The 21,866-nt window shown below is 60.6% G+C and carries 24 protein-coding genes; 15 read left to right on the forward strand and 9 right to left on the reverse strand.

All coding sequences use genetic code 11. The features are described 5' to 3' along the window. Nucleotide 1 precedes the first annotated feature (1 nt). From EK23_RS02285 to EK23_RS22305, 12 genes are all read left to right on the forward strand, one after another. Nucleotides 2–691 (forward strand): electron transport complex subunit E, encoded by a 690-nt coding sequence (locus EK23_RS02285; RefSeq protein ID WP_045223617.1) that lies wholly within the window; start codon nt 2–4, stop codon nt 689–691. A gap of 14 nt (nt 692–705) precedes the next feature. Next, nucleotides 706–993 (forward strand): RnfH family protein, encoded by a 288-nt coding sequence (locus tag EK23_RS02290; RefSeq protein ID WP_045223618.1) that lies wholly within the window; start codon nt 706–708, stop codon nt 991–993. A 60-nt stretch (nt 994–1,053) separates the two neighbouring features. After that, nucleotides 1,054–1,518 (forward strand): bacterioferritin, encoded by a 465-nt coding sequence (bfr, locus tag EK23_RS02295; protein ID WP_045223619.1) that lies wholly within the window; start codon nt 1,054–1,056, stop codon nt 1,516–1,518. Between the two features lie 21 nt (nt 1,519–1,539). Next, nucleotides 1,540–2,124 (forward strand): hypothetical protein, encoded by a 585-nt coding sequence (locus EK23_RS02300; RefSeq protein ID WP_052807847.1) that lies wholly within the window; start codon nt 1,540–1,542, stop codon nt 2,122–2,124. Continuing rightward, the gene (locus EK23_RS02305; protein WP_052807848.1) at nt 2,108–2,479 is read left to right on the forward strand and encodes a hypothetical protein; all 372 of its coding nucleotides are present in this window, start codon (nt 2,108–2,110) and stop codon (nt 2,477–2,479) included. The genes EK23_RS02300 and EK23_RS02305 overlap by 17 nt, the downstream gene beginning before the upstream one ends. Before the next feature lie 17 nt (nt 2,480–2,496). Next, a complete protein-coding gene (locus EK23_RS02310; RefSeq protein WP_082053913.1) occupies nt 2,497–3,549 on the forward strand; it encodes a DUF364 domain-containing protein in 1,053 nt (350 codons plus the stop codon). A gap of 10 nt (nt 3,550–3,559) precedes the next feature. After that, a complete protein-coding gene (locus EK23_RS02315; protein WP_052807849.1) occupies nt 3,560–3,991 on the forward strand; it encodes a hypothetical protein in 432 nt (143 codons plus the stop codon). Nucleotides 3,992–4,017: 26 nt separating this feature from the next. Then, nucleotides 4,018–4,407, forward strand: coding sequence for a hypothetical protein (locus EK23_RS02320; protein ID WP_045223621.1), 390 nt, complete (start codon nt 4,018–4,020; stop codon nt 4,405–4,407). 82 nt (nt 4,408–4,489) lie between these two features. Beyond that, the gene (locus EK23_RS02325) at nt 4,490–4,801 is read left to right on the forward strand and encodes a Rieske (2Fe-2S) protein (protein WP_045223622.1); all 312 of its coding nucleotides are present in this window, start codon (nt 4,490–4,492) and stop codon (nt 4,799–4,801) included. An 89-nt stretch (nt 4,802–4,890) separates the two neighbouring features. After that, nucleotides 4,891–5,310, forward strand: coding sequence for a hypothetical protein (locus EK23_RS02330; protein ID WP_145998530.1), 420 nt, complete (start codon nt 4,891–4,893; stop codon nt 5,308–5,310). A 204-nt stretch (nt 5,311–5,514) separates the two neighbouring features. Continuing rightward, a complete protein-coding gene (locus EK23_RS02335; protein ID WP_045223624.1) occupies nt 5,515–6,672 on the forward strand; it encodes a glycosyltransferase in 1,158 nt (385 codons plus the stop codon). A 162-nt stretch (nt 6,673–6,834) separates the two neighbouring features. Beyond that, complete coding sequence (locus EK23_RS22305) at nt 6,835–7,092, forward strand: DUF1289 domain-containing protein (RefSeq protein WP_045223625.1); 258 nt, start codon at nt 6,835–6,837, stop codon at nt 7,090–7,092. A 27-nt stretch (nt 7,093–7,119) separates the two neighbouring features. On the opposite strand, the gene EK23_RS21420 is transcribed toward EK23_RS22305, so the two are convergent. The 4 genes from EK23_RS21420 to EK23_RS02360 all read right to left on the reverse strand — a co-directional run bounded on the left by EK23_RS21420 (nt 7,120) and on the right by EK23_RS02360 (nt 13,898). After that, a complete protein-coding gene (locus EK23_RS21420) occupies nt 7,120–9,480 on the reverse strand; it encodes a two-component system response regulator (protein ID WP_052807850.1) in 2,361 nt (786 codons plus the stop codon). Nucleotides 9,481–9,588: 108 nt separating this feature from the next. Continuing rightward, complete coding sequence (locus EK23_RS24550; protein WP_082053865.1) at nt 9,589–12,102, reverse strand: methyl-accepting chemotaxis protein; 2,514 nt, start codon at nt 12,100–12,102, stop codon at nt 9,589–9,591. A gap of 84 nt (nt 12,103–12,186) precedes the next feature. Then, the gene (locus tag EK23_RS02355; RefSeq protein WP_045223626.1) at nt 12,187–12,672 is read right to left on the reverse strand and encodes a chemotaxis protein CheW; all 486 of its coding nucleotides are present in this window, start codon (nt 12,670–12,672) and stop codon (nt 12,187–12,189) included. 272 nt (nt 12,673–12,944) lie between these two features. Beyond that, nucleotides 12,945–13,898 carry an ADP-ribosylglycohydrolase family protein gene (locus tag EK23_RS02360; protein WP_045223627.1) on the reverse strand — a complete coding sequence of 318 codons (954 nt, stop codon included), beginning with the start codon at nt 13,896–13,898 and terminating at the stop codon, nt 12,945–12,947. A gap of 254 nt (nt 13,899–14,152) precedes the next feature. Between EK23_RS02360 and EK23_RS02365 the strand changes: the two genes are divergently transcribed. After that, entirely contained in the window at nt 14,153–14,332 is a 180-nt protein-coding gene (locus tag EK23_RS02365) for a hypothetical protein (RefSeq protein WP_045223628.1), read from the forward strand. Nucleotides 14,333–14,361: 29 nt separating this feature from the next. Here EK23_RS02365 and feoB read toward each other — a convergent pair whose 3' ends face one another. The 4 genes from feoB to EK23_RS23585 form a co-directional block, all read right to left on the reverse strand. After that, nucleotides 14,362–16,149, reverse strand: coding sequence for a ferrous iron transport protein B (gene feoB, locus EK23_RS02370; protein WP_045223629.1), 1,788 nt, complete (start codon nt 16,147–16,149; stop codon nt 14,362–14,364). After that, entirely contained in the window at nt 16,146–16,388 is a 243-nt protein-coding gene (locus EK23_RS02375) for a FeoA family protein (protein WP_045223955.1), read from the reverse strand. Before EK23_RS02375 ends, feoB begins: the two co-directional genes overlap by 4 nt. 196 nt (nt 16,389–16,584) lie before the next feature. Beyond that, nucleotides 16,585–17,403 carry a serine O-acetyltransferase gene (gene cysE, locus EK23_RS02380; protein WP_082053866.1) on the reverse strand — a complete coding sequence of 273 codons (819 nt, stop codon included), beginning with the start codon at nt 17,401–17,403 and terminating at the stop codon, nt 16,585–16,587. A gap of 172 nt (nt 17,404–17,575) precedes the next feature. Next, nucleotides 17,576–17,746 carry a hypothetical protein gene (locus tag EK23_RS23585; protein ID WP_158002430.1) on the reverse strand — a complete coding sequence of 57 codons (171 nt, stop codon included), beginning with the start codon at nt 17,744–17,746 and terminating at the stop codon, nt 17,576–17,578. Between the two features lie 242 nt (nt 17,747–17,988). On the opposite strand from EK23_RS23585, the gene EK23_RS02385 reads away from it, so the two are divergent. Continuing rightward, entirely contained in the window at nt 17,989–18,453 is a 465-nt protein-coding gene (locus tag EK23_RS02385; protein WP_045223630.1) for a GNAT family N-acetyltransferase, read from the forward strand. Nucleotides 18,454–18,470: 17 nt separating this feature from the next. Here the strand turns inward: EK23_RS02385 and EK23_RS22310 are convergent, their stop codons facing one another. Then, on the reverse strand, nt 18,471–20,087 hold the full coding sequence (locus tag EK23_RS22310; RefSeq protein WP_235281880.1) for a transglycosylase SLT domain-containing protein: 1,617 nt from the start codon (nt 20,085–20,087) through the stop codon (nt 18,471–18,473). A gap of 455 nt (nt 20,088–20,542) precedes the next feature. Here EK23_RS22310 and EK23_RS21425 point away from each other — a divergent pair, with 455 nt between their 5' ends. Beyond that, nucleotides 20,543–21,832: a L,D-transpeptidase family protein gene (locus EK23_RS21425; protein ID WP_158002431.1), complete on the forward strand. Its 1,290-nt coding sequence runs from the start codon at nt 20,543–20,545 to the stop codon at nt 21,830–21,832. The last annotated feature ends 34 nt before the right edge of the window (nt 21,833–21,866 follow it).

Raw genomic sequence — 21,866 nt, forward strand, 5'->3', positions numbered from 1 at the left:
TATGAAGCCCGAGTTCGCCAAGATCACCCGCGATGGACTGTGGGACAACAATATCGTGTTCAGCCAGAGCATCGGGCTATGCCCCCTGCTGGCGGTAACCGGTACCGCCACCAACGGCTTGGGCATGGGGCTCGCTACCCTCGCCGTGCTGGTGGCCTGCAATGCCCTGATCTCCTACGTGCGGGCACTGATCCCCCCCGAGATCCGCATCCCTATCTTTGTGGTGCTCATCGCCATGATCGTGACCCTGGTGGACATGGTCATGAATGCCTGGCTGCACGAAATGCACAAGGTCTTGGGCCTGTTCATTCCCCTGATCGTGACCAATTGCGCCATTCTGGGGCGGGCCGAGGCCTACGCTTCGCGCCATCCTGTGGCAGAAGCCACGATGGACGGCGTCATGATGGGTCTCGGATTCACCCTGGCCCTCGTGGTTCTTGGTGCTGCGCGGGAAATTCTGGGGGCAGGTACGCTGTTTGCAAGCGCATCCTTGTTGATGGGTGAATCCTTTTCCTGGATGGAGACCGTGCTGATTCCTCAATACAAAGGCTTTCTGCTGATGGCGCTTCCCCCGGGCGGCTTCCTGATGCTGGGCTTCATCCTCGCCGGCAAGAAGATAATCGACCGCCGCCTGGCGGCCCGGACTACGAGGCCCGTGCCCGTGGGCGACACCTTGGTGGAACAATCCTGACCGGGGCCTGATTCATGAACGTGGGAGTGTGCTACGCGGACGCCGACCGGCAGCTCTGGCTCCGAATGGAGGTACCTGAAAGTAGTTCAGTAGAGGAAGCCATCCGGCGTTCCGGCATCCTGGATCGCTTTCCCGAGATCGACCTGAGCCAGCAAAAAGTCGGCATCTTCGGCAAGCTAGTCAAACTCGACGCGCCGCTCAAAGACGGCGACCGCATAGAGATCTACCGTCCCATCATTGCCGACCCCAAAACCGTGCGCCGCCGCCGCATGGGCGACGAGGATGAGGACGACGACGATTGATAGGAATTTCGCGCTCCGGCGCAGCTCAGCTAACCGCCCACACCAACAAATCGAGGCATCATGAAAGGCGACGATAAAGTCATTTCCTACCTTAACCGCGTGCTCACCAATGAGCTGACCGCCATCAACCAGTATTTCCTGCACGCGCGCATGTTCAAGAACTGGGGTCTGAAAGAGCTCAATGAGCATGAGTACAAGGAATCCATCGACGAGATGAAGCATGCGGATGCGCTGATCGAGCGCGTCCTGTTTTTGGAGGGCCTGCCGAATCTGCAGGAACTAGGAAAGCTGCGCATCGGCGAGACGGTTCCCGAATGCCTGGGCGCTGACCTGAAGCTGGAACTGGAGGCCATTCCCCTGTTGCGGGAAGCCATCGCCTATTGCGAAAAAAGCAGCGACTTCGTCAGCCGCGAACTGTTCGAACATATCCTGGAAAGCGAGGAGGAACACGTAGACTGGCTGGAGACTCAGCTCAGCCTGATCGATCAGATCGGCCTGCAGAACTATCTGCAGTCAGGCATGTAAATCAGGACAGACCCAGCCTTTATGCACAATCCCCTGGACCGCCACGAAGGCTTGGACGGCGCGCTGCCCCGCGATGATCTGTGGGGCGCCGACCTGGAAAGTGAACCCCTGCTGTTCGGCTCGCGGGTCGATCCGGAACTGGACAGGCGGCTGCGCAAGGCCGTCGCCGCCCGGCGGCGCTACCGCTTCGAAACCGAGAGACTCCTGTGGCAGGCGCAAGCGGAAGACCCCAGTTGCCTGCCCGTCTATTTCGCCCTCTACAAGTTTTATTCCCATGGCAAGCGGCTCAACGATGCGGCGCGCGCTCTGCGCCTGGCGCTCACCGAAGCGGCGCGGCAGGGCGGGTTTCACTGTGACTGGGAGAAACTGAACCGCCTGCCCGAGCACAAAGTGGTTGATCTCGGCGGTTGCGAAGCCGGACTTTTCTATCTGATCTCCTTGAAGGCACTGGCGTTTGTCCGCCTGCGCCAGAATCGGCAGGAAGAAGCGCGTGCCCTGCTGCGGCACCTGACCCGGCTGGACCCCAATGACCGCTGCGGCGCGGCGACTTTGCACGCGATGGCGGACTCCCTGGATAACAAGGGCGACTATGAGCACTCTCACTGATCCGGAGCACAAAAACCGTGCCGAGAACATCTGCGCACGCCTCCTGAACGAAATGCACAAGCTGGGCTTCCTGCCCGAACAGCTGGCACAGGCACCCAGTTTCGAGCAGGCCAGCCTGGAAACCAGCAAGGACCCCTACAGCGGCCAGGACACCTTTTGCCTCTACTGGAAAGATAGGCGCGGCCATCGCATCGGCGAGATGAAGTTTCATGGCGATGGCTCGTTTTACGCCGAATATGACGTGGTGCAGCCGCACCCCAAGGATCCTCGCTGGTTCGTAGAGGGTGTGGTGGCCTGGGGCCGCGACGGCGCCATCAAGAGCGAGCCGAAGTTATTTCCCGCACTGGGCGATTGACCCAATCCCGGGCGCGCGTGGCCAAACCTCACGAGTTTTATGACCTGCTGCTCGATTATGCGGCGGGGCCGGACGCCATCACCGCCGTCTGCCTGGGCCTGGTGTGGACCTATTGCGAAACCGAAGCAAGCCTCGGGCTTGCCATGAGCCCCGGCTCCGCGACACGCACATTGCCATGGGCGGGGACGCTGCGCGGTCGGCCACTGGTGGAACTGGCAGCGTGGGTGCGGGAATTCGACCCCTTCAAAGCGGTCATCGGCATGGCGGCAATCAATGCCGGCGTCAACAGCCGCGATCGACTGCCCCTTGGCACGCGCCTCGAACCGGAGCCGGGCGCGAACAACAACCTGGCGGTTTTCGCACATTTCCTGCCCCAACTGACCGGCAAACGCATCGCGGTGATCGGCCGGTATCCAGGCCTGGAGCAGTTTGCCGAAACCCATGACCTGAATCTGACAGTCCTGGAACGGCAGCCAACGGGAGCGGATTTGCCGGACGCGGCCTGTGAGTACGTACTGGGTGATTCGGACTGGGTGTTCATCACCGCCAGCAGTATCGCCAACAAGACCTTCCCGCGTCTGGCGGAACTGGCCCGGGATGCCGTCAGCGTGCTCATGGGTCCCACCACACCCTGGCTGCCGGAGTTCTATCACTTTGGCATCGACTACCTGGCAGGCGTCGAACTCGTGGATGAGGAAAGTTTGCGGGCCACGGTGGCGGAAGGCGGCGGCGTCAGGCTGTTCGACCGCTCCGTACGCTACCGCGTCGCTCCCATCGGGATTGATGCTTCCAAATCCTGGGCCCGAAGCCTGATAGCAGCGGCAGCGCAAGAACGGGAGACCCTCAAGGAAGCCATGGAACAGTGGTATGCGTCGGGCAATCAACGGCGCTTTCCCGAGCATGCGCGACTGGAAACCACGACGCAACGGCTGTCGCGGCTGGACACCTGCTTCAAGCGGATGTGGGACGAGAAACCGGACACGGATACCGTGTTCTTAAGCTCTAGCACCCGCGTTCAGCGCGTTCCTGGAAGCGGCGAGAGCGCGCCAGAGGAACGCCATCAACTGTGAGACCAGGCCTGTGAACGAACTGCTGACCCACAACCGCGTCATTTTGTGCCACTTCGACACCTACAGCACGGCCCTCCTGTTCGCCCGTTTTGGCAACACGATCCTGGCGCCTACGCCCCTTCCCGAGTCGGCCAGCCCCGCGCAAGCACCGCTTGAAACCGGCTTGCAACATGCGCCCGAAGCGGTGCTGCCGGCCATCATCCAGCAGTATGCCCTGGAAACTGGGGCCCTGAAGCTGGTGGCGCCCTTCCAGGCCTGGGTGGAAACCGGCCAAGAGTCCATACGCATACACCTGGCCCAATTCACCACCTTCGAAGCCCCACGCGCTACCTTCGAGCCCCATGGCGCGATATTCAAACCCATCAGCGAACTGCGGGGCTCTCCAGCGGCCGAACTCAATCTCCTCCGCCAGGCCTTTAACCTGATCATGGGCGGTGCCTGAGCACGGACGCCTTTCGGCCATTAGCGATGTTGAACGACGCCCTGCCGCTCTCACTGGTCGAAGAATCAGGCACAGCGGTGCTGACTCTGGTGGGATCGCTGCGGCGCCAGGAATTGCTGGGTTCCCGGTTGACCCGCAAAGAGGTGAGCCGGCACGTGCTGAACATGGCGGACGCGCTTGCCAGCCTGCCCAACGAGACACGCGCGCGCCTGGCCTCCCTTGATTTTGATGGATGGACGCACATCGCCAGGGGCGTGCGGCAGCGCGGCGGAGAAGGCGACGAGACGCTGTGGTTTGCGGTTTCTTCTCTGGTGCCGGCCACCCTGATCTGGCTGCGGCACTACCGCAAGGCCGATCCGGAGCTGTTTTCCTGGACGCCCAGAGGCATCCGCGACCTCGGAACGCAAGAACCATGAATCGCCAAGGCCCGTTAGGGTTGCGCAGTTACCTGAACTTCCGCCACGAACAAGCTTTCGAACCCGTCCCGGAGTAACCCCCATGGCCTATGAAACTGTCTGCAAACAAAGCCTGATTGCCGAAGGAGAACTGGTACCCTGCATGCTCGACGGCAAGGAAATCGTCATCATGTGGCCGGATGGCGGCGAGCCCAAGGCCTACGATGCCCGCTGCCCCCACGAGGGTGTTTCCCTGGGCCGCGGCGACTTCAACGGCAGGATACTCTACTGCATTGCCCACGGCTGGGTATTCGACGGCCGCAACGGTACCTGCCTGCAGCCAGAGGGCTGGCAGATGAAGGAATACCCCCTGCGCATTCAAGACGGCATGGTGCAGGTCGATCTCGCCGCTTAGCTCCCGCCCATTCCACCGAATGTCGCCAGCAAACGGCCGCCCTCTCGCATCCCGCCTCAACAGGGATTAAACTGCCCAGGCGAAAAGGAATGCCCGGCCTTGCCGGGCTGGCATCAACGCTATGTCAAGAGTGGCGGCATATGGCAAAAAAGAGTCTTGCGGATTGGTGGGAAGAGCAGCAAACCGCGCGCCAGCGGGAAAAAGCAAGGGAATCAGGTGCCGAAGAGAGCGTCGAAGAGCTTTATGAAAAGCTTGGCACGCAACCGGCGGTTGACGCCTCGATGGAGGCCATACGCAAGGAGATGGCCGCAGTCTACCGGGACATGCGCTGTGGGCGCATCGACACCAACGAGGGCACCCGCCTCGCCTATGTGTTGGACCTCCTCCGCAGATCCCACGAAACCACGGAAACCAAGACCCGGCTGGGAGCGATCGAAAAGGCCCTGGGTGTAAAACCGGACAGCCCGCCCGATTGGCTTGGCCTGCCTTTCCACGGCTCGGAACTCTGACGTCCTTGACGGCTCTCGCTGTGACGAATGAGCGGCGGCAGGTTTCGGTAATATTTACGTTGCCTCACCCCTATTCTTCGTTTAGAAAGCGACCATAGGCTTTTCCTGTATGCAAGGGCTGCGCACCTACCCGAGCATTCCGGCAAGGCATTTCGTTACCGATTCCCGAGAGATTCCAGAGTCCGCGCAGGGCGACACCGATACATGGCAAAGATAATCAAGGTCCTGTTGGTAGGGGGAGCCGTTGGCACGCTCCGCACGCAGATCGTTGTCAAATATCTGTTGGATCATTGCGACGAATACGCGGTCACCTTCTCCAACGACAATTTTTACCAACCGCGGTTTGAGCAGACAACCCGATTGACCAGGTGGCTGGGCAAAACCCTGCTTTTTCTGCGTAAGCCGGTCAGTTTGTGTTCTTTGTTCCTCAAGATCTGGTTTTGCGACGTAGTCTACCTTTTGCCCATGAATCACGGTTGGATACTGCGGATTCTCCTAGCAAATGCGATTTGGAAAAAACCAATCATCACCGATCACTACATCTCCTTGTATGAAACAGGGGTCGATCGCGAGCAGTATAAGAGCCCACGCTCTCTGAAAGCGATGTATCACCGACTCCTGGATCGCCTCGGCATTGAACAGTCAACCCGAGTTATCTATATCACCAGGGATGACGCCGTACAATTTTCAAAGTCGGTCAATGCAAAGCTGAATCCGGCCACGATACGCGTGGTTCCCATCTGCACTGCATGGAAGCCCTTGGCAGATCCGAGTCCTTCCAGCACCTTCCGGGTCTGCTGGTGGGGAACCTGGATTCCCCTGCATGGGCTGGAGAACATCCTGGAGGCGGCGGCCATCCTAGCCAGGGAAGGCGTTGATTTCCATCTGGAACTGCTCGGTACGGCGAGCAAGGCGCGCTTTCGGTATGCAAAGCTCATCGAGGAACTTGAACTGGGCCAGCACGTCGCGATTCATTGCGACAAGACCTTCCTGGACGGTGGATTGCAGGCCTATTTGCGCGATAACTGCGACTTGGCTTTAGGCATTTTCGGCAATTCACCCAAGGCGCGGCGCGGAATACCTAACAAGATCATCGACGCCTTTGCCATGAAACTCCCGGTCCTGGCGATGGATACCGACGGCTGCCGGGAGTTCATCGATCCCCAGAATGAGATGTTTGTCAGCGGCAATCATCCGGCCGAGATCGCCGAGGCGATCCGTCAGATCATCAACGACCCGGTCGAGCGGAAACGACGGGCGGAGCGGGGCTATGAGCGCTTTCGGCAGACATTCACTGCCGGGGCTTACGAGCGGCAGATCGATGCCATTATTCGGGAAGTGGTAACCGAAAAAGCAGCTTAGCGAACCGGCAGACGTCAATGGACCCCGAAATTTACCTATTTTCTTCTCTTCGTTATTGACGCGCGCAGCACAATGCGTATTACTATACAAGCAATTGATTAATCATCGGCGGCAGAATAAGCCGCAAGGATATCGGTGACTCGACCAGCTTAAGGTGCCGGTATGCAAGACAAACACCCTCCCATTGAATCACCCTGCGTCAGGAACTGCTGCCTCAATGAGGACAATGTCTGCCTGGGTTGTTTTCGCACCGTGGCAGAAATCATGGAATGGGGACCCGCCTCGGGTGACGAGCGTCGCAGTATTCTGGTCAAGGCCATGCGCCGGCGGCACGTTTATCACCTGGAGCGTCTTAAGGCGCAAAGTACCCTATGGCGGCTGTTGTCTCCAGCCCCAAAAAATGACCGGCCGGAGGCCTGAGCTTCCTCAATCGCCACGAACGGCCTCTTAGTCTGCGAGGGGCCCGACCCCGGGAACCTGAATGTAGCCGCGCCGCAGAATGGGAACCACATCCTGCCAGGGAATCGGGCGGGAGAACAGATAACCTTGAAAGCACGAGCAGCCCGCATCCCGCAGGAATACGAGTTCCTGTATGGTCTCAACACCCTCGGCGACAGTGTCCAGGCTGAGATTGGTCGCCATATTGATGATGGACGTCACAATCGCCGCGTCGTTGGGATTCTCATGCAAACCAATGACGAACGATTTATCGATCTTCAATTGGTAGAGTGGCAACCTCCTCAAATAGGATAAGGAGGAATAGCCGGTGCCGAAGTCGTCGATGGACAACTGAATGCCACGCGCCGTCAATTCGTCCATGACTCTGACCACCTGCTCCAGGCCATTCATCAGCACGTTTTCCGTCACCTCGAACTGCAGCCGCTCAGGCGGGAGGCCGGTTTCGTCCAGCACACGGTTCACCATGGCCACGAAGTGAGGATCGTGGATCTGCTGCGGGCTGATATTGACACTGAGTCGCACCTCCGGGGAAATGTCCTCCGCCTGCAGCAGGCCGGCGAAGCGCAAGGCGCCCTCGCGCAGCACCCATTCCCCGAGCCGCAATATCAGTCCGGTCTCCTCGGCAATGGGAATGAACACATCCGGCGGAGTCATGACCCCGGAGGGCCGCGGCCACCGCAGTAGCGCCTCGATGCCGATGACCACCCCGTCCTGGTCCACCTGCGGCTGATAGTACAGCACAAATTCGCCGTTGCTGATCCCTTTGCGCAGGTCGCGCTCCAAAGCCAGGGCATTCTCCGCATCGGCTTGCATGGATGGCTCGAAAAAGCTGATCTGGTTCAGTCCCTGTCGCTTGGCATGGTACATGGCCGTATCCGCGCGCTTGACCAGTTCCTGGAAGCCAACCCCATCCGCTGGGAAAAATGCGACGCCGAGACCGAAACCAAGGCGGATGTCATTACCCCTGACTTCGAAAGGTCGGGTCAGTTCCTCCCGAACGGTCTCCGACAATCCCATGACCCGCCGTCGCAAACCCGCCTCACCACCAGGCTGCCCAGGCAGCATCAGGAGGAACTCATCGCCCCCCCAGCGTGCCAATGTCATTGGATGTCGGCATACCCTGGACAAGCGCTCGCCGATCTGGCGCATCAACTCGTCCCCTACCTCATGCCCCAAGGCATCGTTGACGTGCTTGAAGTGGTCAAGATCCAGGAAAACCACGGCTCCCCGATTGTCCATCACAGCAGGACGCGCCAGTTCAGCCTGGAGATTCCGTTCGAACATCCGACGATTGGGCAGTCCCGTCAGTTCGTCGTGGGTTGCCTGACGGGTAAGCTTCTGGTCTGCCAGGCAACGGGTGATTGCCAGGGACAGCACCTCGCTCAAGCGCCCCATGAAGGAGTCCTCGTGCGGTGATAAGGGCATCTTGTTGCGGTCCGCCGGAAGGTAATGCACAAGGGCACCCAGAATCCGGTCAGGGCCATGCAACGGTACCCAGTAACTGGGTAGACTGGGAGATCCAAGGTTGCGAAGGGATTCACAGGGAATGCGCTCCGCCGCGTCAACCAGGTATGTCCCCGCTTGCAAGCGTTGAAGGCAGACGCAATCCGCCATCGATGTATGCTGACAAGCGCGCTGAGTGCTCGGCGATGGACCAATTCCGCTAGACACCCATAAGCAGTCCTGCGCGGCGTGATCCGGCGCGAGTAGAATGAGATTGTGGCTTTCGGGCCCCCGCCACTCCAACTTTTCATTGAGCAGCCTGAGCGCCTCTGGCAGGAACGCGTCCAAGGACCCGCTGCCCAAGGCCAGTTTGGTCAACTCGCTCAGAACTTGCTCCCAGCGGGCCTGCTGGGCAAGATGCCGGTTTGCTTGTTCCAGTTCCGCAGTCCGTTCCGCAACCAGCACCTCCAGGCGAGCGCTGAACTCCTTTTCGGCGCGCCGCGCGGCCAGCAGTTCCATCTGCGTCCTCAGCCGGCTGAGTACCTCTTCGGCATGAAAAGGTTTGACAATGTAGTCGATACCACCTGCCTGGAATGCAGCCAGCTTCTCTTGCAGATCCTGCAGGGCACTGATGAAGATGACAGGTATGTCGCGAGTCGCGGAATCCGATTTGAGGCGACGGCATACTTCCCGTCCGTCCATTCCCGGCATGCGGACGTCCAGCAAAATAATATCGGGAGCTTCGGCCGCTACCGCGGACAGGGCCAATTCACCGTCTATCGCCAATCGGACCCGATAGCCCTCGTTTCGCAGAAGGCCTTCCAGCACGCGCAGATTGGCAGAATTGTCGTCCACGACAAGCACGTTACCCAAGGGGTTTGGTGTCAAGCCAATGGTGTCCGACATTGTGAATCCCCCGCCCTTCGCTCAGATTTCAAGGCTTACCGTCTAATCGTGCATTTCGCGCCATGCCGGGGCCGGTGTTTACAACCACCCCGGCATGCAACATCAGAGTCAGAACTCGGCCCAATCGTCGTCCTGCGATGCAGGACTTGAGGGCTTGAGCGGAGCCGATTTGGGAGAAGATTTCGGAACAGACCTGAGCTTGGCGGGTGCCGGAGCTGCTGCAACTGCGCGCAGCGCGGGCCGGCGCGCTGGCGCACTGGCCGATCCCTGAGAAAGTTTGAACTGTGCCACGGTTTCGGCCAGATTGGCAGCCTGCTCTTCCAGGGATTCGGCGGCAGCGGCTGCTTCCTCCACCAGCGCCGCATTCTGCTGGGTCACCTCGTCCATGTTCACCACCGCCTGGTTGACCTGCTCGATTCCGCTGCTCTGCTCCACCGAGGCGGCCGCGATTTCGGACATGATGTCGGTCACCCGTTTCACCGCAGACACGATCTCGTCCATGGTGCGGCCGGCTTCCGAGACCAGATTGGCCCCGTCTTCCACCTTCTCCACCGAGTCGCCAATCAGCATCTTGATCTCCTTGGCCGCCGCCGCCGAGCGTTGCGCCAAGTTGCGCACCTCGCCCGCCACCACCGCGAAGCCGCGGCCTTGCTCGCCGGCGCGCGCCGCTTCCACCGCAGCGTTGAGTGCCAGGATGTTGGTCTGGAAGGCAATGCCATCGATGACGCTGATGATGTCCACGATCTTGCGCGAGCTTTCGTTGATGGCGCTCATGGTGCCCACCACCTGCTGCACCACGTCGCCGCCGCGCACCGCCACATCGGAGGCGGCCACCGCCATCTGGTTGGCCTGCTTGGCGTTGTCGGCGTTCTGACGCACGGTGGATGCCAGTTCTTCCATGCTGGATGCGGTTTCCTCCAGACTGGAGGCCTGCTGCTCCGTGCGTTGGGAGAGATCGGCATTGCCCGTTGCGATTTCCTGGGACGCCGTGTTGATGGCGTCGGTCGCCTCGCGGATCGCCTGAACGCTGGCCGACAGGTGTTCCACCGTGCGGTTCGCATCGTCGCGCAGTTGCGCGAAGGTGCCTTGGTAATTGGCGGTGATCTTCTGCGTCAGGTCACCGTGGGACAGGGCCCCCAGCACCCGCACGACTTCCTCCACCGGTCCGACTATGGCATCCAGGGTATCGTTCACTCCCTGCACGATCTTGCGGTAGTCGCCGTGATGTTTCGACGCGTCGGCGCGGGTGGCCAGTTTGCCCTCCACGCCTGCCCTGGAAAGCATCTGGGCGTCGGCCACCAAGGCATTGATGCTTTCGATGGCCACGTTCAGGTTGTTCTTGATGGCGTTGAAGTCACCGTTATAGGAAGCCGTGATCTTGGGCGGAATATCGCCGCGGGCAATACGTTCGATATTTTCCGCCGCCATATTAAGGGGCCCGATCACGGCGTCCAGCGTGCGGTTGAAACCATCCATCATCTCCTTGAAGCTGTGCTTGAATTTGCTGGCGTCGGCCCTGTTTGACAGCTGTCCCGCCACGGCCGCTTCCACCATGCGCATGATTTCGGCATGCATGGCCTGCAGACTGGCCTTGACACCATCCACCGCGGCGGTGATCTGTGCCTTCTTTCCAGGCAGGCGATCCATGTCCACGCTGAAATCGCCTTCAGCATATTGCTTGACCACTTCCACCACCCGCATCTTCACCGCGATATGGGAAGCGACCAGATCGTTGATATCCTGGGCCATCTGGCGATAGGCGCCTTGAAACTTGTCCGCCGGGATCACCTCATCGATCATGCCGGCAGCATGCTGATCCCACATGCGCTTCTGCTCGCGGGCAAATTCCTGCAGCACATCGATCAGCGCCCTGACGGCCACCACCATGCTGGCGCTATCTTTGCCGACGGTGTCAATGTTCATTGAGATGTCGCCGGCGGCCATCCTGCGAGCGTATTCCGCCGCTTCGGAAGGCTCGCAGCCCAGGCTGGTCATGATGTTGCGTGCGATGAGCAGGCCTGAAGCTATCGCCACCGCCACCGCCAGGAGCCCGAGCACAACTACCCAGACGAAGGCGCTCTGGTACGCTGAACTGGCATCGGCGTAAGCCTGATCCACAAGACTGCTCTGCTGCTCCAGAAACTCGTCCAGGACTTTGATCATTTCGCGCGAGGGCGCGCGCACCTTGTTCCAGAATACATTGATCGCTTCCGCGTTCTTGTTCTGGAGTGCCAGACGCAGGGCCTCGTCCGTCGCTCGGCGCATCTGGATCTTGAGGTCAGCAACCTTCCTCAGGTACTCCTTCCCCTGCGGGGTTTTCACGTTCTCGCGCAGGAAGGTCTCATGCTCGTCAAACTTCTGCCGGACCGTGGGAAACCGGTCCGCCATTTCCTGGTTGATGGCCGGGTCGTCGGTGATAAACAGGTTTCTCAAGGCGATCCCCTCCTCCCGCGCCTGGTCCAACAGGGTATTGATCGCCATGGTTTTCTTGAATTTGTCATTATTGATGTCATCCAGGCGGTCCTGGATCTGCGACATTTTCCACAGGCCGAAGGCGATGCTCAGCACCATCAGTGCGATCACCATCGCGAAACCGCCCACAATCTGGTCACGTACTTTCATTGTTCTCTCCCGAAGGATCTATTTATTACTTTTGGCGTCGCCTTCGCGGGTAATCCATTGGCACTAACTTATCAAGCCTTGGTTTCAGGCGGCGCGGTCAAAAAGCGCCATGTCTTCGGCGGACATGAGCTTGGCAATGTCCACCAGGATAATCATGCGATCGTCGATGGTTCCCATGCCCAGGATGTACTCGGTGTTCAGAGCCGCTCCCATCTCAGGGGCCTCGCGAATCTGTTCCGGATTTAGGGAGATCACGTCGGAAACGCCGTCGACCACGATGCCGATGATGCGATCCGCCACATTCAGAACGATCACTACGGTCAAGGCGTTGTAGGTGACGTTGCTGAGTCCAAATTTGATGCGCATGTCGATGATGGGCACGATCTCACCGCGCAGATTGATAACGCCCTTGATGAAATCCGGCGCGTTGGCGATCTTGGTGACAGTCTCGTAGCCCCGGATCTCCTGAACGTTGAGAATGGCGACCCCGTACTCCTCGTCGCCGAGCGTCAGCGTCAGCCACTCGGTTCCGTGGACGTTCTGGTCTGACTTTTCATACGTTTCTTGCATGGCCGGAAACTCCGCTGCGATGGATTGGGTAACGGCCCACCCTGGACCAGGCCGGGGCTTCGCGAATATCGAGCGGAATGCTGCGCCATCGCGGGATGGCACCGACCAGATCTGGCGCCATCCCGTGACAGGTGACGCGTGAGGTGTGGGGACACAACAAGTTTAGTCGCGAATAGAAAATCCGCAGGGGCCGAAGCGTCCCGCACGGATTGAGGAGCGTGGCGCAGAATAGCTTTTAGGTGCCGCCAAGACCCGGCGGCACGAGGAGTACGTCAGTCCGGGCTATCGGAAACGAGGGTATCGATCAGCAAGGCTTCGGCCCTGCCAGGGCCGGCCGCCAGCAGGCGGTCTGCCAGAGCGCGAATTTCCTGGTCCATGGCGAGTTTTTCGAGCCAGGCTGGCGGAATCGCCGATTCGCCGTAAAAGGCGCCCGCGAGTTGCCCGCAGATGGCCGCCGTGGTATCCGCATCGTCGCCCAAGTTGGCGGCCTTGAGCACAGCCTCCGCGAAACTTCGGCTGTGCGCAAAGCACCATAGGGCGGCTTCCAGGCTCTCCACCACATAGCCCGAGCCACGCACCTGGGACTCCGCCTTGCCCCGGTAGTCCCCCCGGGCCAGCGCGACAATGGAGGCACAGCCCTGGAAGCCTTCCGCATCCCCCAGCAAGACCTCGTTCCTGCCGGCGCCGGCCAGCGCCCGGCCGATCGCCCGCGCCAGGAAGCGGGCGGCATCGAGACACTCCTCGGCGGCGTGGGTCGTCCTGGAACTCTCGACCGCAAACTGCTCGGCCAAATTCAGGTCAGGGAAATAAAATAGCGGCACCGGCGCCAGCCGCATGAGGCTGCCGTTCCCCGCCGCCCAAGGGTCTGCCGAGCCGGCAAAGGGATCGCCATCCTGGCGATAGCGACGCAGCGCTGCCGCCACTGTCGCGCCGATGTCAAAGCAGGTCCCGGTGCTGCTCAAATAGCCCTCTTGCGACCAGCGGCAATAGCGTTCCATCTGGTCACGCGGGTCGAATCCGCCGCGTTCGAGCAGGCTGGTGGCAAGACACAAGGCCATGGACGTATCGTCCGTCCACTGGCCGGCCTCCAGTCCGAACGGGCCGCCGCCGACCATGTCGGTGAGCGGCGTAAAACTGCCGCGGCGGCGAAACTCAAGGGTCGTGCCAACCGCATCCCCGACCGCGAGACCCAGCAGGCACCCGCGGAACTTGCTCCTCAACCCCATATCGCGTCCTCCTCACGTCCCTCCATACGCCGATGCCCAGGATGCGCGTCGCTTACGGCGCACCTCAAACGGTCCCAGGTCCCAAGACCTGCCAGCTCGCCTGGCAACTTCGCGACGGAGCGGTGATTTGCAACAGCCTGAATGTGCATTCCACACAGAACCCGATGACAGCATGGATTAAAACAGATCCACGGCCGCCCATAGCACCGGGAATCGGCCGCAGGTTCGACCACGAATGCACGGGAGGCGCCGCCATGAAAGAAGTCATCGCCCAGCTGATCCACACCTGCCGGGGATACGGTTATGAAACCGCCGGCATGATTATCTGCTTCTTCGATGATGCGCAACAGGCCCAGCGCTGCGCGCTGTTGATCCGGTCCAGGTCTGGCAGGCCAACTGAGGTATATGGCAGCCAGCTCTCGGTATTTCTTTGAGGGCGCGGGGCGTTGTGCCCCCGGCTGATTCAGAAACCGAGCCAGCGCGCGCTTTGGTAAAAGGCAAAGCAGGTCAGCCAGGCTAGCGCCAAGGACCAGGCCACCGAGCCAAACATGAAGGCATTACTCTTGGCCTCGCTGCGCAGCGTGGCCACGGCCGAGAGGCAGGGCGTGTAGATCAGCACGAACAGCATGAAGCTGTAAGCCTGCACCCAGTCCAGCTTGCGGCCGATGAGTTCCATGAGTGCGCCACCTTCAAGCCCGTAAATGGCAGCCAAGGAGCCAATCACGATTTCCTTGGCAACGAATCCGAAGATCAGCACAATGCCCAACTCTGCGTCGATGCCGATCGGGCTCAACACCGGCGCCAACCAGGTGCTGAGCTGGCCGGCCAGGGTGCCGAGGCTTCCCGGTGGGACATCGGTTGGTACATGGGTCAGCACCCAGACAGCCACCACGCCGCCGGTGATGAACTTAGTGGCGCGCTTGAGAAAATGGCGAATCTCTTGCCAACCGCGCAGCAGGATTTGACGAGTCGTGGGTAGGCGGTAGGGCGGCAGTTCCAGGATGAACGGCTCGCTGCTGACGTAGTGCCGCCGGAACAGCAAGGCGGTCAACAGGGCGGAGGCGAAACTCAGCAGGTAAAGGCTGAAGAGGGCAAAGGGCGCCGCCTGCGTCGTGAAGATGGCCGCGATGATGAACAGGAACACCTGCAGCCGCGCGGAACACAGCGAAAACGGGATAACCAGCATGGTGAGCAGGCGCAGCCCGCGCGAGCGCATGATGCGGGTCCCCATGAGTGCGGGCACATTGCAGCCAAATCCCATGAGCAGCATGACGAAGCTGCGTCCGTCCAGGCCCAGCCTGGCCATCAGGGAATCCATCAGGTAAGCCGCTCGGGACAGATAACCGCTATCTTCCACCACGGTCATGACCAGGAAGAACAGGACGATCACCGGCACAAAGGCGGCCACCGTGCCGACGCCGTTGTAAATCCCGTCCAGCAATAGCCCTTGCCCCCAGGCTGGCAGACCCGCGAGCAGAGGTTCCAGGGCCAGCGTCCGAAACTCTTGCAACAGCCAGGCCATGCCATCCTGTATGGGTTTGCCCGCAGTGAAGATGAACTGAAACAGGAGGAACATGATGAGGAAGAACAGCGGCAGTCCCAACAGGGGATGCAGCAGGACGCGGTCCAACCGGGCCGTCATGCCTTCGGGCATGAGCTTGGGTATCTGTACGGAGCCGCGCAGAATTTGCTCCATGTCCGCTTCGATGGCGTCGTCGGCCGCCAGGCTGTCTCGCAATTGAGCGGTATTGCTCGGATGGCTTTCGCGCAGGGCACCGGCAATGGTCTGGGTCGCGCCGGCGAACCCTTCGCCATACTTGGCGCTGATCCAGGCCACGGGCATATTCAAGCCGGCTGCAAGCCTTTGCAGATCGATGGAGATGCCGGCCCGCTTGGTTTCGTCGGACATGTTCAGGAGCAGCACCATGTTCAGCCCCAATTGACGGGCCTGAAGCGCCAGGCTGAGCTGCCTTTCGATCTGGGTACCGTTGACGATCACCACCAGGAGGTCGATGGCATTGTTCTCCAGGAACCGGCGCACGACTTTCTCGTCCTCCGAAAATCCATGGAAATCGTAGATTCCAGGCAGATCGACCACTTGCACCAGATGCCCGCCCAGCGGAATCTTGGCCGCCATCAGGTCAATGGTGATGCCTGGCCAATTGCCAACCCGCGCCGAGGCGCCGGTAAATCGGTTGAAAAACGTCGATTTGCCCGTGTTCGGCATTCCGAGGAGGGCAATGCACTTCATGGATTCGCCGTATCAGAAACACGAATCTTCTCTGCGTCCGTGCGGCGCATGATGACATCGGTAGTGCCCACCCGGAGTTGCAAGGGCCCTGAAAACCAGGCACGCCTCACCATGCGCACCTCCCGCCCAACCCGAAAGCCCATTGCCCACAAGCGGTGATGCAAGGCCTCGTCGGCTGCGATGTCCTTGATGATAGCGACCGCCCCGGGTTCGAGCACGCTAAGACTGAATTCAGACATGGAAGATATTGCCAGATGATAACGGTTCCCGATTATCTCCGTCGCACCGGCCTTGTGCAAGGGTTTCCGCTCACTATTTCTTACGAGGCGAGGAGGCAGGGTCGATAGCGATTGAGGAAGCAGCCGGCAACGAGGGTCACGCTAAACGCGTGGTGTCGATGCCGCCCGCTTTACGGCGGATCAGCGCGAGACCGCATCAATCCGCGGACCGGCTGGCTACCTTGCACAGTTCGAGCATTTCGAAGTACGGGTCCTGGCCGCCCTCGACAGGCCGCTCGGCAGCCTGCAATCGATGCTCGAGGGCTTCTATGCGGTCGAGCAGCGCGGCTATGGTCTGGCTGACGACATCGGGAATGTGATGGTGATCCAGGTCGATGCCCCTAGGGTTCATCGCGATGCCCTGGCGGGGCTGAACAATCTTGCCCGGTATGCCCACCACGGTCTTGTTGGCCGGAACGTCCTTGACGACCACGGAGTTGGCGCCCACCCGGACATTGTGGCCGAGCACGATGGGACCCAGCACTTTGGCGCCCGCGCCGATCAGCACACCGTTACCCAGGGTCGGATGGCGCTTGCCCTTGTTCCAGGTGGTCCCGCCCAGGGTCACGCCGTGATAGAGGGTGACATCGTCCCCAATCTCGGCGGTCTCGCCTATGACCACACCGGCCCCGTGGTCGATGAAAAAGCGCCGGCCGATCCGGGCCCCGGGGTGGATGTCGATATTGCTCCACAGCCTGGCCAAAAACGAGAGAAGACGCGCGCCGTAACGGAAGCCGCCACGCCAGAGGCGGTGGCTCAGGCGGTGAACCAGAATGGCATGAACCCCGGGATAGGTGGTCAGCACCTCGAAATGACTGCGCGCGGCCGGATCCCGCGCGAACACACAGGCAATGTCCTCGCGCCAGGCTGCCCACAAACCCGCTTCGTCCGCCACGTCTTGCGGCAGCGAGGGAACCGCCGATTCCGGTACCTGCACCAAGCGCTCCCACACGGGACCATTCACTGATTTTGTCATGGGTACCCTGCACTCATTAAGCTGATGGGACCTTGCCGTTGGTAATATGGCGAAGCATCCGTGTCCTCGCCTCTCTGTTTGAATCCTTTGGATTCATCCAGCACTTTTTGAGGCATGATCTGCCGCTGACCATACGGTTCCGTAACTGCCCCGGACAGTCCGCCTGACACCCTCACCAGGCAGTGACACTCCAACCGGTTTTACCCGGCACGGGCGGCCGCGTCACGATGTAATAGGGATATTCCGCCGCACTCGCTCCGGGCGCAGAGGCGCTTGACTCTTCGTCTACCCCCGCGATTTCGAATCGTTCCTGACGCACGTCTGCTTCGGTCTCGGTCTTCATAAGCACCTCGTCATGATCGGTTACAATGCGCGCCTCACGCTCAGCTGCCAGGGTAACGTCATCGCCCGCCGCCGGCTTCGCTCAAGACGCAGTCAGTAAAGATGCAAAGATCCTGGGGCAATTACCGCGCCACCGACCCGACGAATCAATAAGCCAATGATATTTGAGTGCTTTTATAGCTCGTTCGCTTTTGCAGCCAAGCCCGCTTGTCGGATTTGCGACAAGCCGTGAGGCCGGTTTGTATGACACATGCCGCGAATTCACTCAGTATTCGGAAGGGCGAAAAGGCCGACATTCCGGCAATGGTGGAGTTGTTGACCCAACTATTCAGCATCGAAGCTGATTTCCAGGCGGCACCCGAGAAGCAGACAAAGGGCCTGGAACTCCTGCTGCGGCATCCGGACGCGGTTATCTGGGTGGCGGAAAGTGGCGGGGAGGTGGTCGGCATGATCACCCTGCAGGTTCTAATTTCCACGGCGGAAGGCGCCGCGGTGGGGCTGATCGAGGATTTGGTGGTTGCTGAAAGCTGGAGGCGACACGGCGCCGGGCGGGAACTACTGCGGACGGCTGAGGCCTGGGCGACTAAGCAAAGCCTTACGCGGCTTCAACTTCTCGCAGACAGGCAAAATGCCGCCGCCTTGGCCTTTTACCGGCAACAGGGCTGGAGCGGCACTCAACTCATGGGGCTGCGCAAACTGCTGCGCTGAAGGGGCCTTTAGGCGCGTCAACGACGCGCGATATTGGTAATGCCTTGCGAGGCCGACGAGCGCGTTACCGCAGCACCCGCCGTCTTCCCGGTCGACGCGGTTTTACGCGGCGTCGTGGCCGCAGGCCGCGTAGAGGCGCTGGCGGTGACCGGTAGCGCGGATCGGCTCTTCGCCCCCGTAGTCAAGGCTTTCTGCGCCGCCGGCTTGATCTCCCCACGCGCGACGGTCTGGCGGGCGCTGACCGCGCCTGCCGGCAGCCTCGACTGGGTGGCGCTATGTGGCACCCGGTTTTGCGCGACCCGCGTCCCGCCCTTGAGCGGGCGATCTGCGAACCTTGAGGATTTGGCCAAGCCTGCCCGAATGCTAGGCGAGGAGTGGCCTTTTGCCAAAACCAACTTGCCGGCATACCCCCGCTCTTGGGTCTGCTTGACCACCACGCTGCGCCGAGCCTGCCCGAACTGGCGCGGGCTGGGCGTCATGTCCCGAGCAAGGACCTGAGCGGCGGAAACCGCTGTGTCGCTCTCGTCGGCCAGACGCGAGATCGACCAGTCTGCGCTTTTCGCATAGGTCACACCCTCGGGAAAGTAGCGCTCCGGCTGGCTGGCGATTTCCCGGGCAGCCAGAAATTCGGCGTAGTAGTTGCGTGACGCAAAGCCGAACAAGGGGTGATCGTAGTCCTTGACGATGCGGCTGAAGTTTTGGCCATACAGGGTCTTCGCGCGCTGCATGCCACCAATGCCGTGGTTGTAGGACGTCACCGCCAAGGGCCAGCTGCCCAGCTTGCCATAGGCATAGCTGAGATAGCGTGCAGCGCCGTAAGCCGACGCGATCGGATCGAGCCGAGCCCTGACGCTGTCATCGCCGTTCATGAACATGCGCGCCGCGCCGGCCGTGAACTGCCAGACCCCGAGCGCGCCCGCGGAGGAACGCGCATTGGCTTGATAGGACGACTCGACATGGGGAAGATAAGCCAGGTCCTCGGGCAACCCGGCCCGCCGGAAAATCTCGCGAAAACGACTCTCATACATGCCGCTGAGTTCAAGGCCGCGGCGGAACTTTTCGCGAATGCCGCGCTGATAGCGCAGCCGTTCGCTGGCTCCTTGCACCGAAGTCAGGCCGTCCTCGTTCTGCGCGAACAGGTTGGCCACGCGCTGATCGTCGCTGCTCAAGGGCAAACGGGAACTGACTTTGGCTTCAAGGTTCTGCAGTCGGTCCCGCCAGTAGGCCATGCGTTCATTCACATAGTCCTTCTGGGAAGCGGTCATTCCTTCCAGGGTGAAGCCGGGGAGGTCCAGCACCTCGTAAACCACGTTCAGGTAAAGGTCGTCATGGATGGCCACTTGCGAGCGGCCCCACGTGGAATAGACGTTGCGCCAGAACCTGACCTGCGGTTCAAGGGTCTTGGGACGGGGGAAGGTACCGAACAGGGCAGCAGCGTCATCTAGACCGTCGTCCCCATGGCCGTACCCCGGTTCCTTCGAACCCGAAAAGGCGCGCGGCGCGGGGGAGGTTTCCGGCACTGATCCCGCTCCGTGGGCCGCGACGTTTTCCTTCACGCTCGGACGGGTGGAACATGATTGCATCAGTGACAGGGGAATAAGGGCAAATACGATCAGGGCAAGTCGGTAGTTCATGGAAATTCCCCAAAATTCCGGCCAGGAGTTGCCAAGGCCAGGAAAAAAATCCGTCGATGCTGGCATTGCGCCAGACAATGGCGATAATTCTAGTACGAACGCATCCCGGAAGTAGACGGCCCGCAGGAATTCTTTTTTTTCACGAGCCACATCGCGCCGGCCTGCCGATGCCGCACGACAATTGCTTCAGCCGGGAAAGTGGGATGGTCGTATCGGTTCCCGTAGAACCCGCCTGGCGCTTGACGAGTCCTCGCAAACGCTAAGTAAACTCGCAGAATGAACGCTAATGTTGGATGATATGTAGGTTTTGCGACGGGACGGCGTGCCCAGCCAGCTAGGCAGCCCGATGTAAACATGACCCGTTTCAACTGAATTGCACGAAAGACCGGGGTATCGATCTGATGCCAGCTACAAATCCACGCGCCTCCTTCCCAAGTCGATTCAGCTTCGAACTGGTGAGTTCCATTTTCGCTCTGGCCCTTACGTCCCAGACGCTTCAGGCCATGCCGCTGACTGGACCACCGTTTTCGCCTAATGCCCCGGACGCAAAAGCGCAGGTCGCCAGGCTAGCTACTGCTTGGCTCGAACGGGAAACCTCGCGCGTGTTGCCGGGCATGGATCTGCGTGCCCGCCCGCCTGTCACCGATGCCTGGGGGTTTGACCTGGAAAAAGGCGCCATCCTCCAAGCAGAGGCCCTTGATCCGAAAGCTGCCCGCGACCGGAATTCCGGGCTGTTGGCGGTGCCTGCCCTGGAGGGCGGCTTGGCGCGTATGCTGGGTGCCGACGGCGAGTTGATCCTGCAATTCGACCGCCCGGTGGGAAATCTGGGGGTTCTCGGCGCTCTCTCAGCATCGGTCTCCGCTGTCGACGCCAGCCGCCGCAGCTTTCGGCTCCAGGTTGGAAGCTACGCGCAAGGCCAGACCTACCCGCTGAAGCTGATATGGCAGACGGTCACCGGTACTCCCCTGCCCCCGCTGCAGATGGAAGTGGCCACGCCTCCGGCCCTCGAAGCCAGACTGAATGTCCAGGGAATAGACAATCTCGGACTCATGCTGCCGCTGCAGCTGATCTTCAGCGAACCAGTGCGTGACCGCATGACAGCCAAACAGGCCGTTTCGGTCAAAACCAGCGATGGCGCGAACGTGCCAGGCTACTGGCACTGGGTCGGCAAGCAGCGCCTGCAGTTCACGCCGAGGCCCGCATGGCCCGCCTCCACAACATTCGAGGTACGCGGCGATGAGGCCCTGCTGCGCGCCGAAAGCGGAGGCAGGTTGGAAGCACCGCTCGCCGGCCGCTTCAGCACGGGCACCGACCGGCATATCTTCGTCTATCTGGACAGGCAGCAGGCCACCGCCGTGGAAAACGGGCAGGTTGTCAGGACCTTCAAGGTCAGCACCGGCAAGGCAAAGACACCGACGGCCACCGGCAGTTTCTACATTTACGACCGTTACCTACGCAAAACCATGCGTAGCCGCGGCATACCCAAGGGACGGCCAGGCTACTACGAGGTGGAGGATGTGCCCTACACGCAGTTCTTCAAGGGCGATCTGGCGCTGCACGGAGCGTTCTGGCACAACGGATTCGGACATCCGGCCAGCCACGGATGCGTGAACCTGTCCACCAAGGAGAAAAACACGCGCTGGCCCAATGCCTCGGAGGATGCCGGTTGGCTATACGGTTGGGCGGCGCTGGGCGTGCCCGTCACCGTCTACCGGGAAGCTCCCATGGCGATGGCCGTCAAATAGCCCGATCGGTGCTGCAGTCCTGCGCTCTCTGGAA

Source organism: Methyloterricola oryzae (assembly GCF_000934725.1).
Classification (GTDB): Bacteria; Pseudomonadota; Gammaproteobacteria; order Methylococcales; family Methylococcaceae; genus Methyloterricola; species Methyloterricola oryzae.

Bases quoted from the DNA above. Each gene is read 5' to 3' on its own strand.
- EK23_RS02285 (WP_045223617.1), top strand. From the start codon at position 2: ATGAAGCCCGAGTTCGCCAAGATCACCCGCGATGGACTGTGGGACAAC.
- EK23_RS02290 (WP_045223618.1), top strand. From the start codon at position 706: ATGAACGTGGGAGTGTGCTACGCGGACGCCGACCGGCAGCTCTGGCTC.
- bfr (WP_045223619.1), top strand. From the start codon at position 1,054: ATGAAAGGCGACGATAAAGTCATTTCCTACCTTAACCGCGTGCTCACC.
- EK23_RS02300 (WP_052807847.1), top strand. From the start codon at position 1,540: ATGCACAATCCCCTGGACCGCCACGAAGGCTTGGACGGCGCGCTGCCC.
- EK23_RS02305 (WP_052807848.1), top strand. From the start codon at position 2,108: ATGAGCACTCTCACTGATCCGGAGCACAAAAACCGTGCCGAGAACATC.
- EK23_RS02320 (WP_045223621.1), top strand. From the start codon at position 4,018: ATGTTGAACGACGCCCTGCCGCTCTCACTGGTCGAAGAATCAGGCACA.
- EK23_RS02325 (WP_045223622.1), top strand. From the start codon at position 4,490: ATGGCCTATGAAACTGTCTGCAAACAAAGCCTGATTGCCGAAGGAGAA.
- EK23_RS02330 (WP_145998530.1), top strand. From the start codon at position 4,891: ATGCCCGGCCTTGCCGGGCTGGCATCAACGCTATGTCAAGAGTGGCGG.
- EK23_RS02335 (WP_045223624.1), top strand. From the start codon at position 5,515: ATGGCAAAGATAATCAAGGTCCTGTTGGTAGGGGGAGCCGTTGGCACG.
- EK23_RS22305 (WP_045223625.1), top strand. From the start codon at position 6,835: ATGCAAGACAAACACCCTCCCATTGAATCACCCTGCGTCAGGAACTGC.
- EK23_RS21420 (WP_052807850.1), bottom strand. From the start codon at position 9,480: ATGTCGGACACCATTGGCTTGACACCAAACCCCTTGGGTAACGTGCTT.
- EK23_RS24550 (WP_082053865.1), bottom strand. From the start codon at position 12,102: ATGAAAGTACGTGACCAGATTGTGGGCGGTTTCGCGATGGTGATCGCA.
- EK23_RS02355 (WP_045223626.1), bottom strand. From the start codon at position 12,672: ATGCAAGAAACGTATGAAAAGTCAGACCAGAACGTCCACGGAACCGAG.
- EK23_RS02360 (WP_045223627.1), bottom strand. From the start codon at position 13,898: ATGGGGTTGAGGAGCAAGTTCCGCGGGTGCCTGCTGGGTCTCGCGGTC.
- EK23_RS02365 (WP_045223628.1), top strand. From the start codon at position 14,153: ATGAAAGAAGTCATCGCCCAGCTGATCCACACCTGCCGGGGATACGGT.
- feoB (WP_045223629.1), bottom strand. From the start codon at position 16,149: ATGAAGTGCATTGCCCTCCTCGGAATGCCGAACACGGGCAAATCGACG.
- EK23_RS02375 (WP_045223955.1), bottom strand. From the start codon at position 16,388: ATGTCTGAATTCAGTCTTAGCGTGCTCGAACCCGGGGCGGTCGCTATC.
- cysE (WP_082053866.1), bottom strand. From the start codon at position 17,403: ATGACAAAATCAGTGAATGGTCCCGTGTGGGAGCGCTTGGTGCAGGTA.
- EK23_RS23585 (WP_158002430.1), bottom strand. From the start codon at position 17,746: ATGAAGACCGAGACCGAAGCAGACGTGCGTCAGGAACGATTCGAAATC.
- EK23_RS02385 (WP_045223630.1), top strand. From the start codon at position 17,989: ATGACACATGCCGCGAATTCACTCAGTATTCGGAAGGGCGAAAAGGCC.
- EK23_RS22310 (WP_235281880.1), bottom strand. From the start codon at position 20,087: ATGAACTACCGACTTGCCCTGATCGTATTTGCCCTTATTCCCCTGTCA.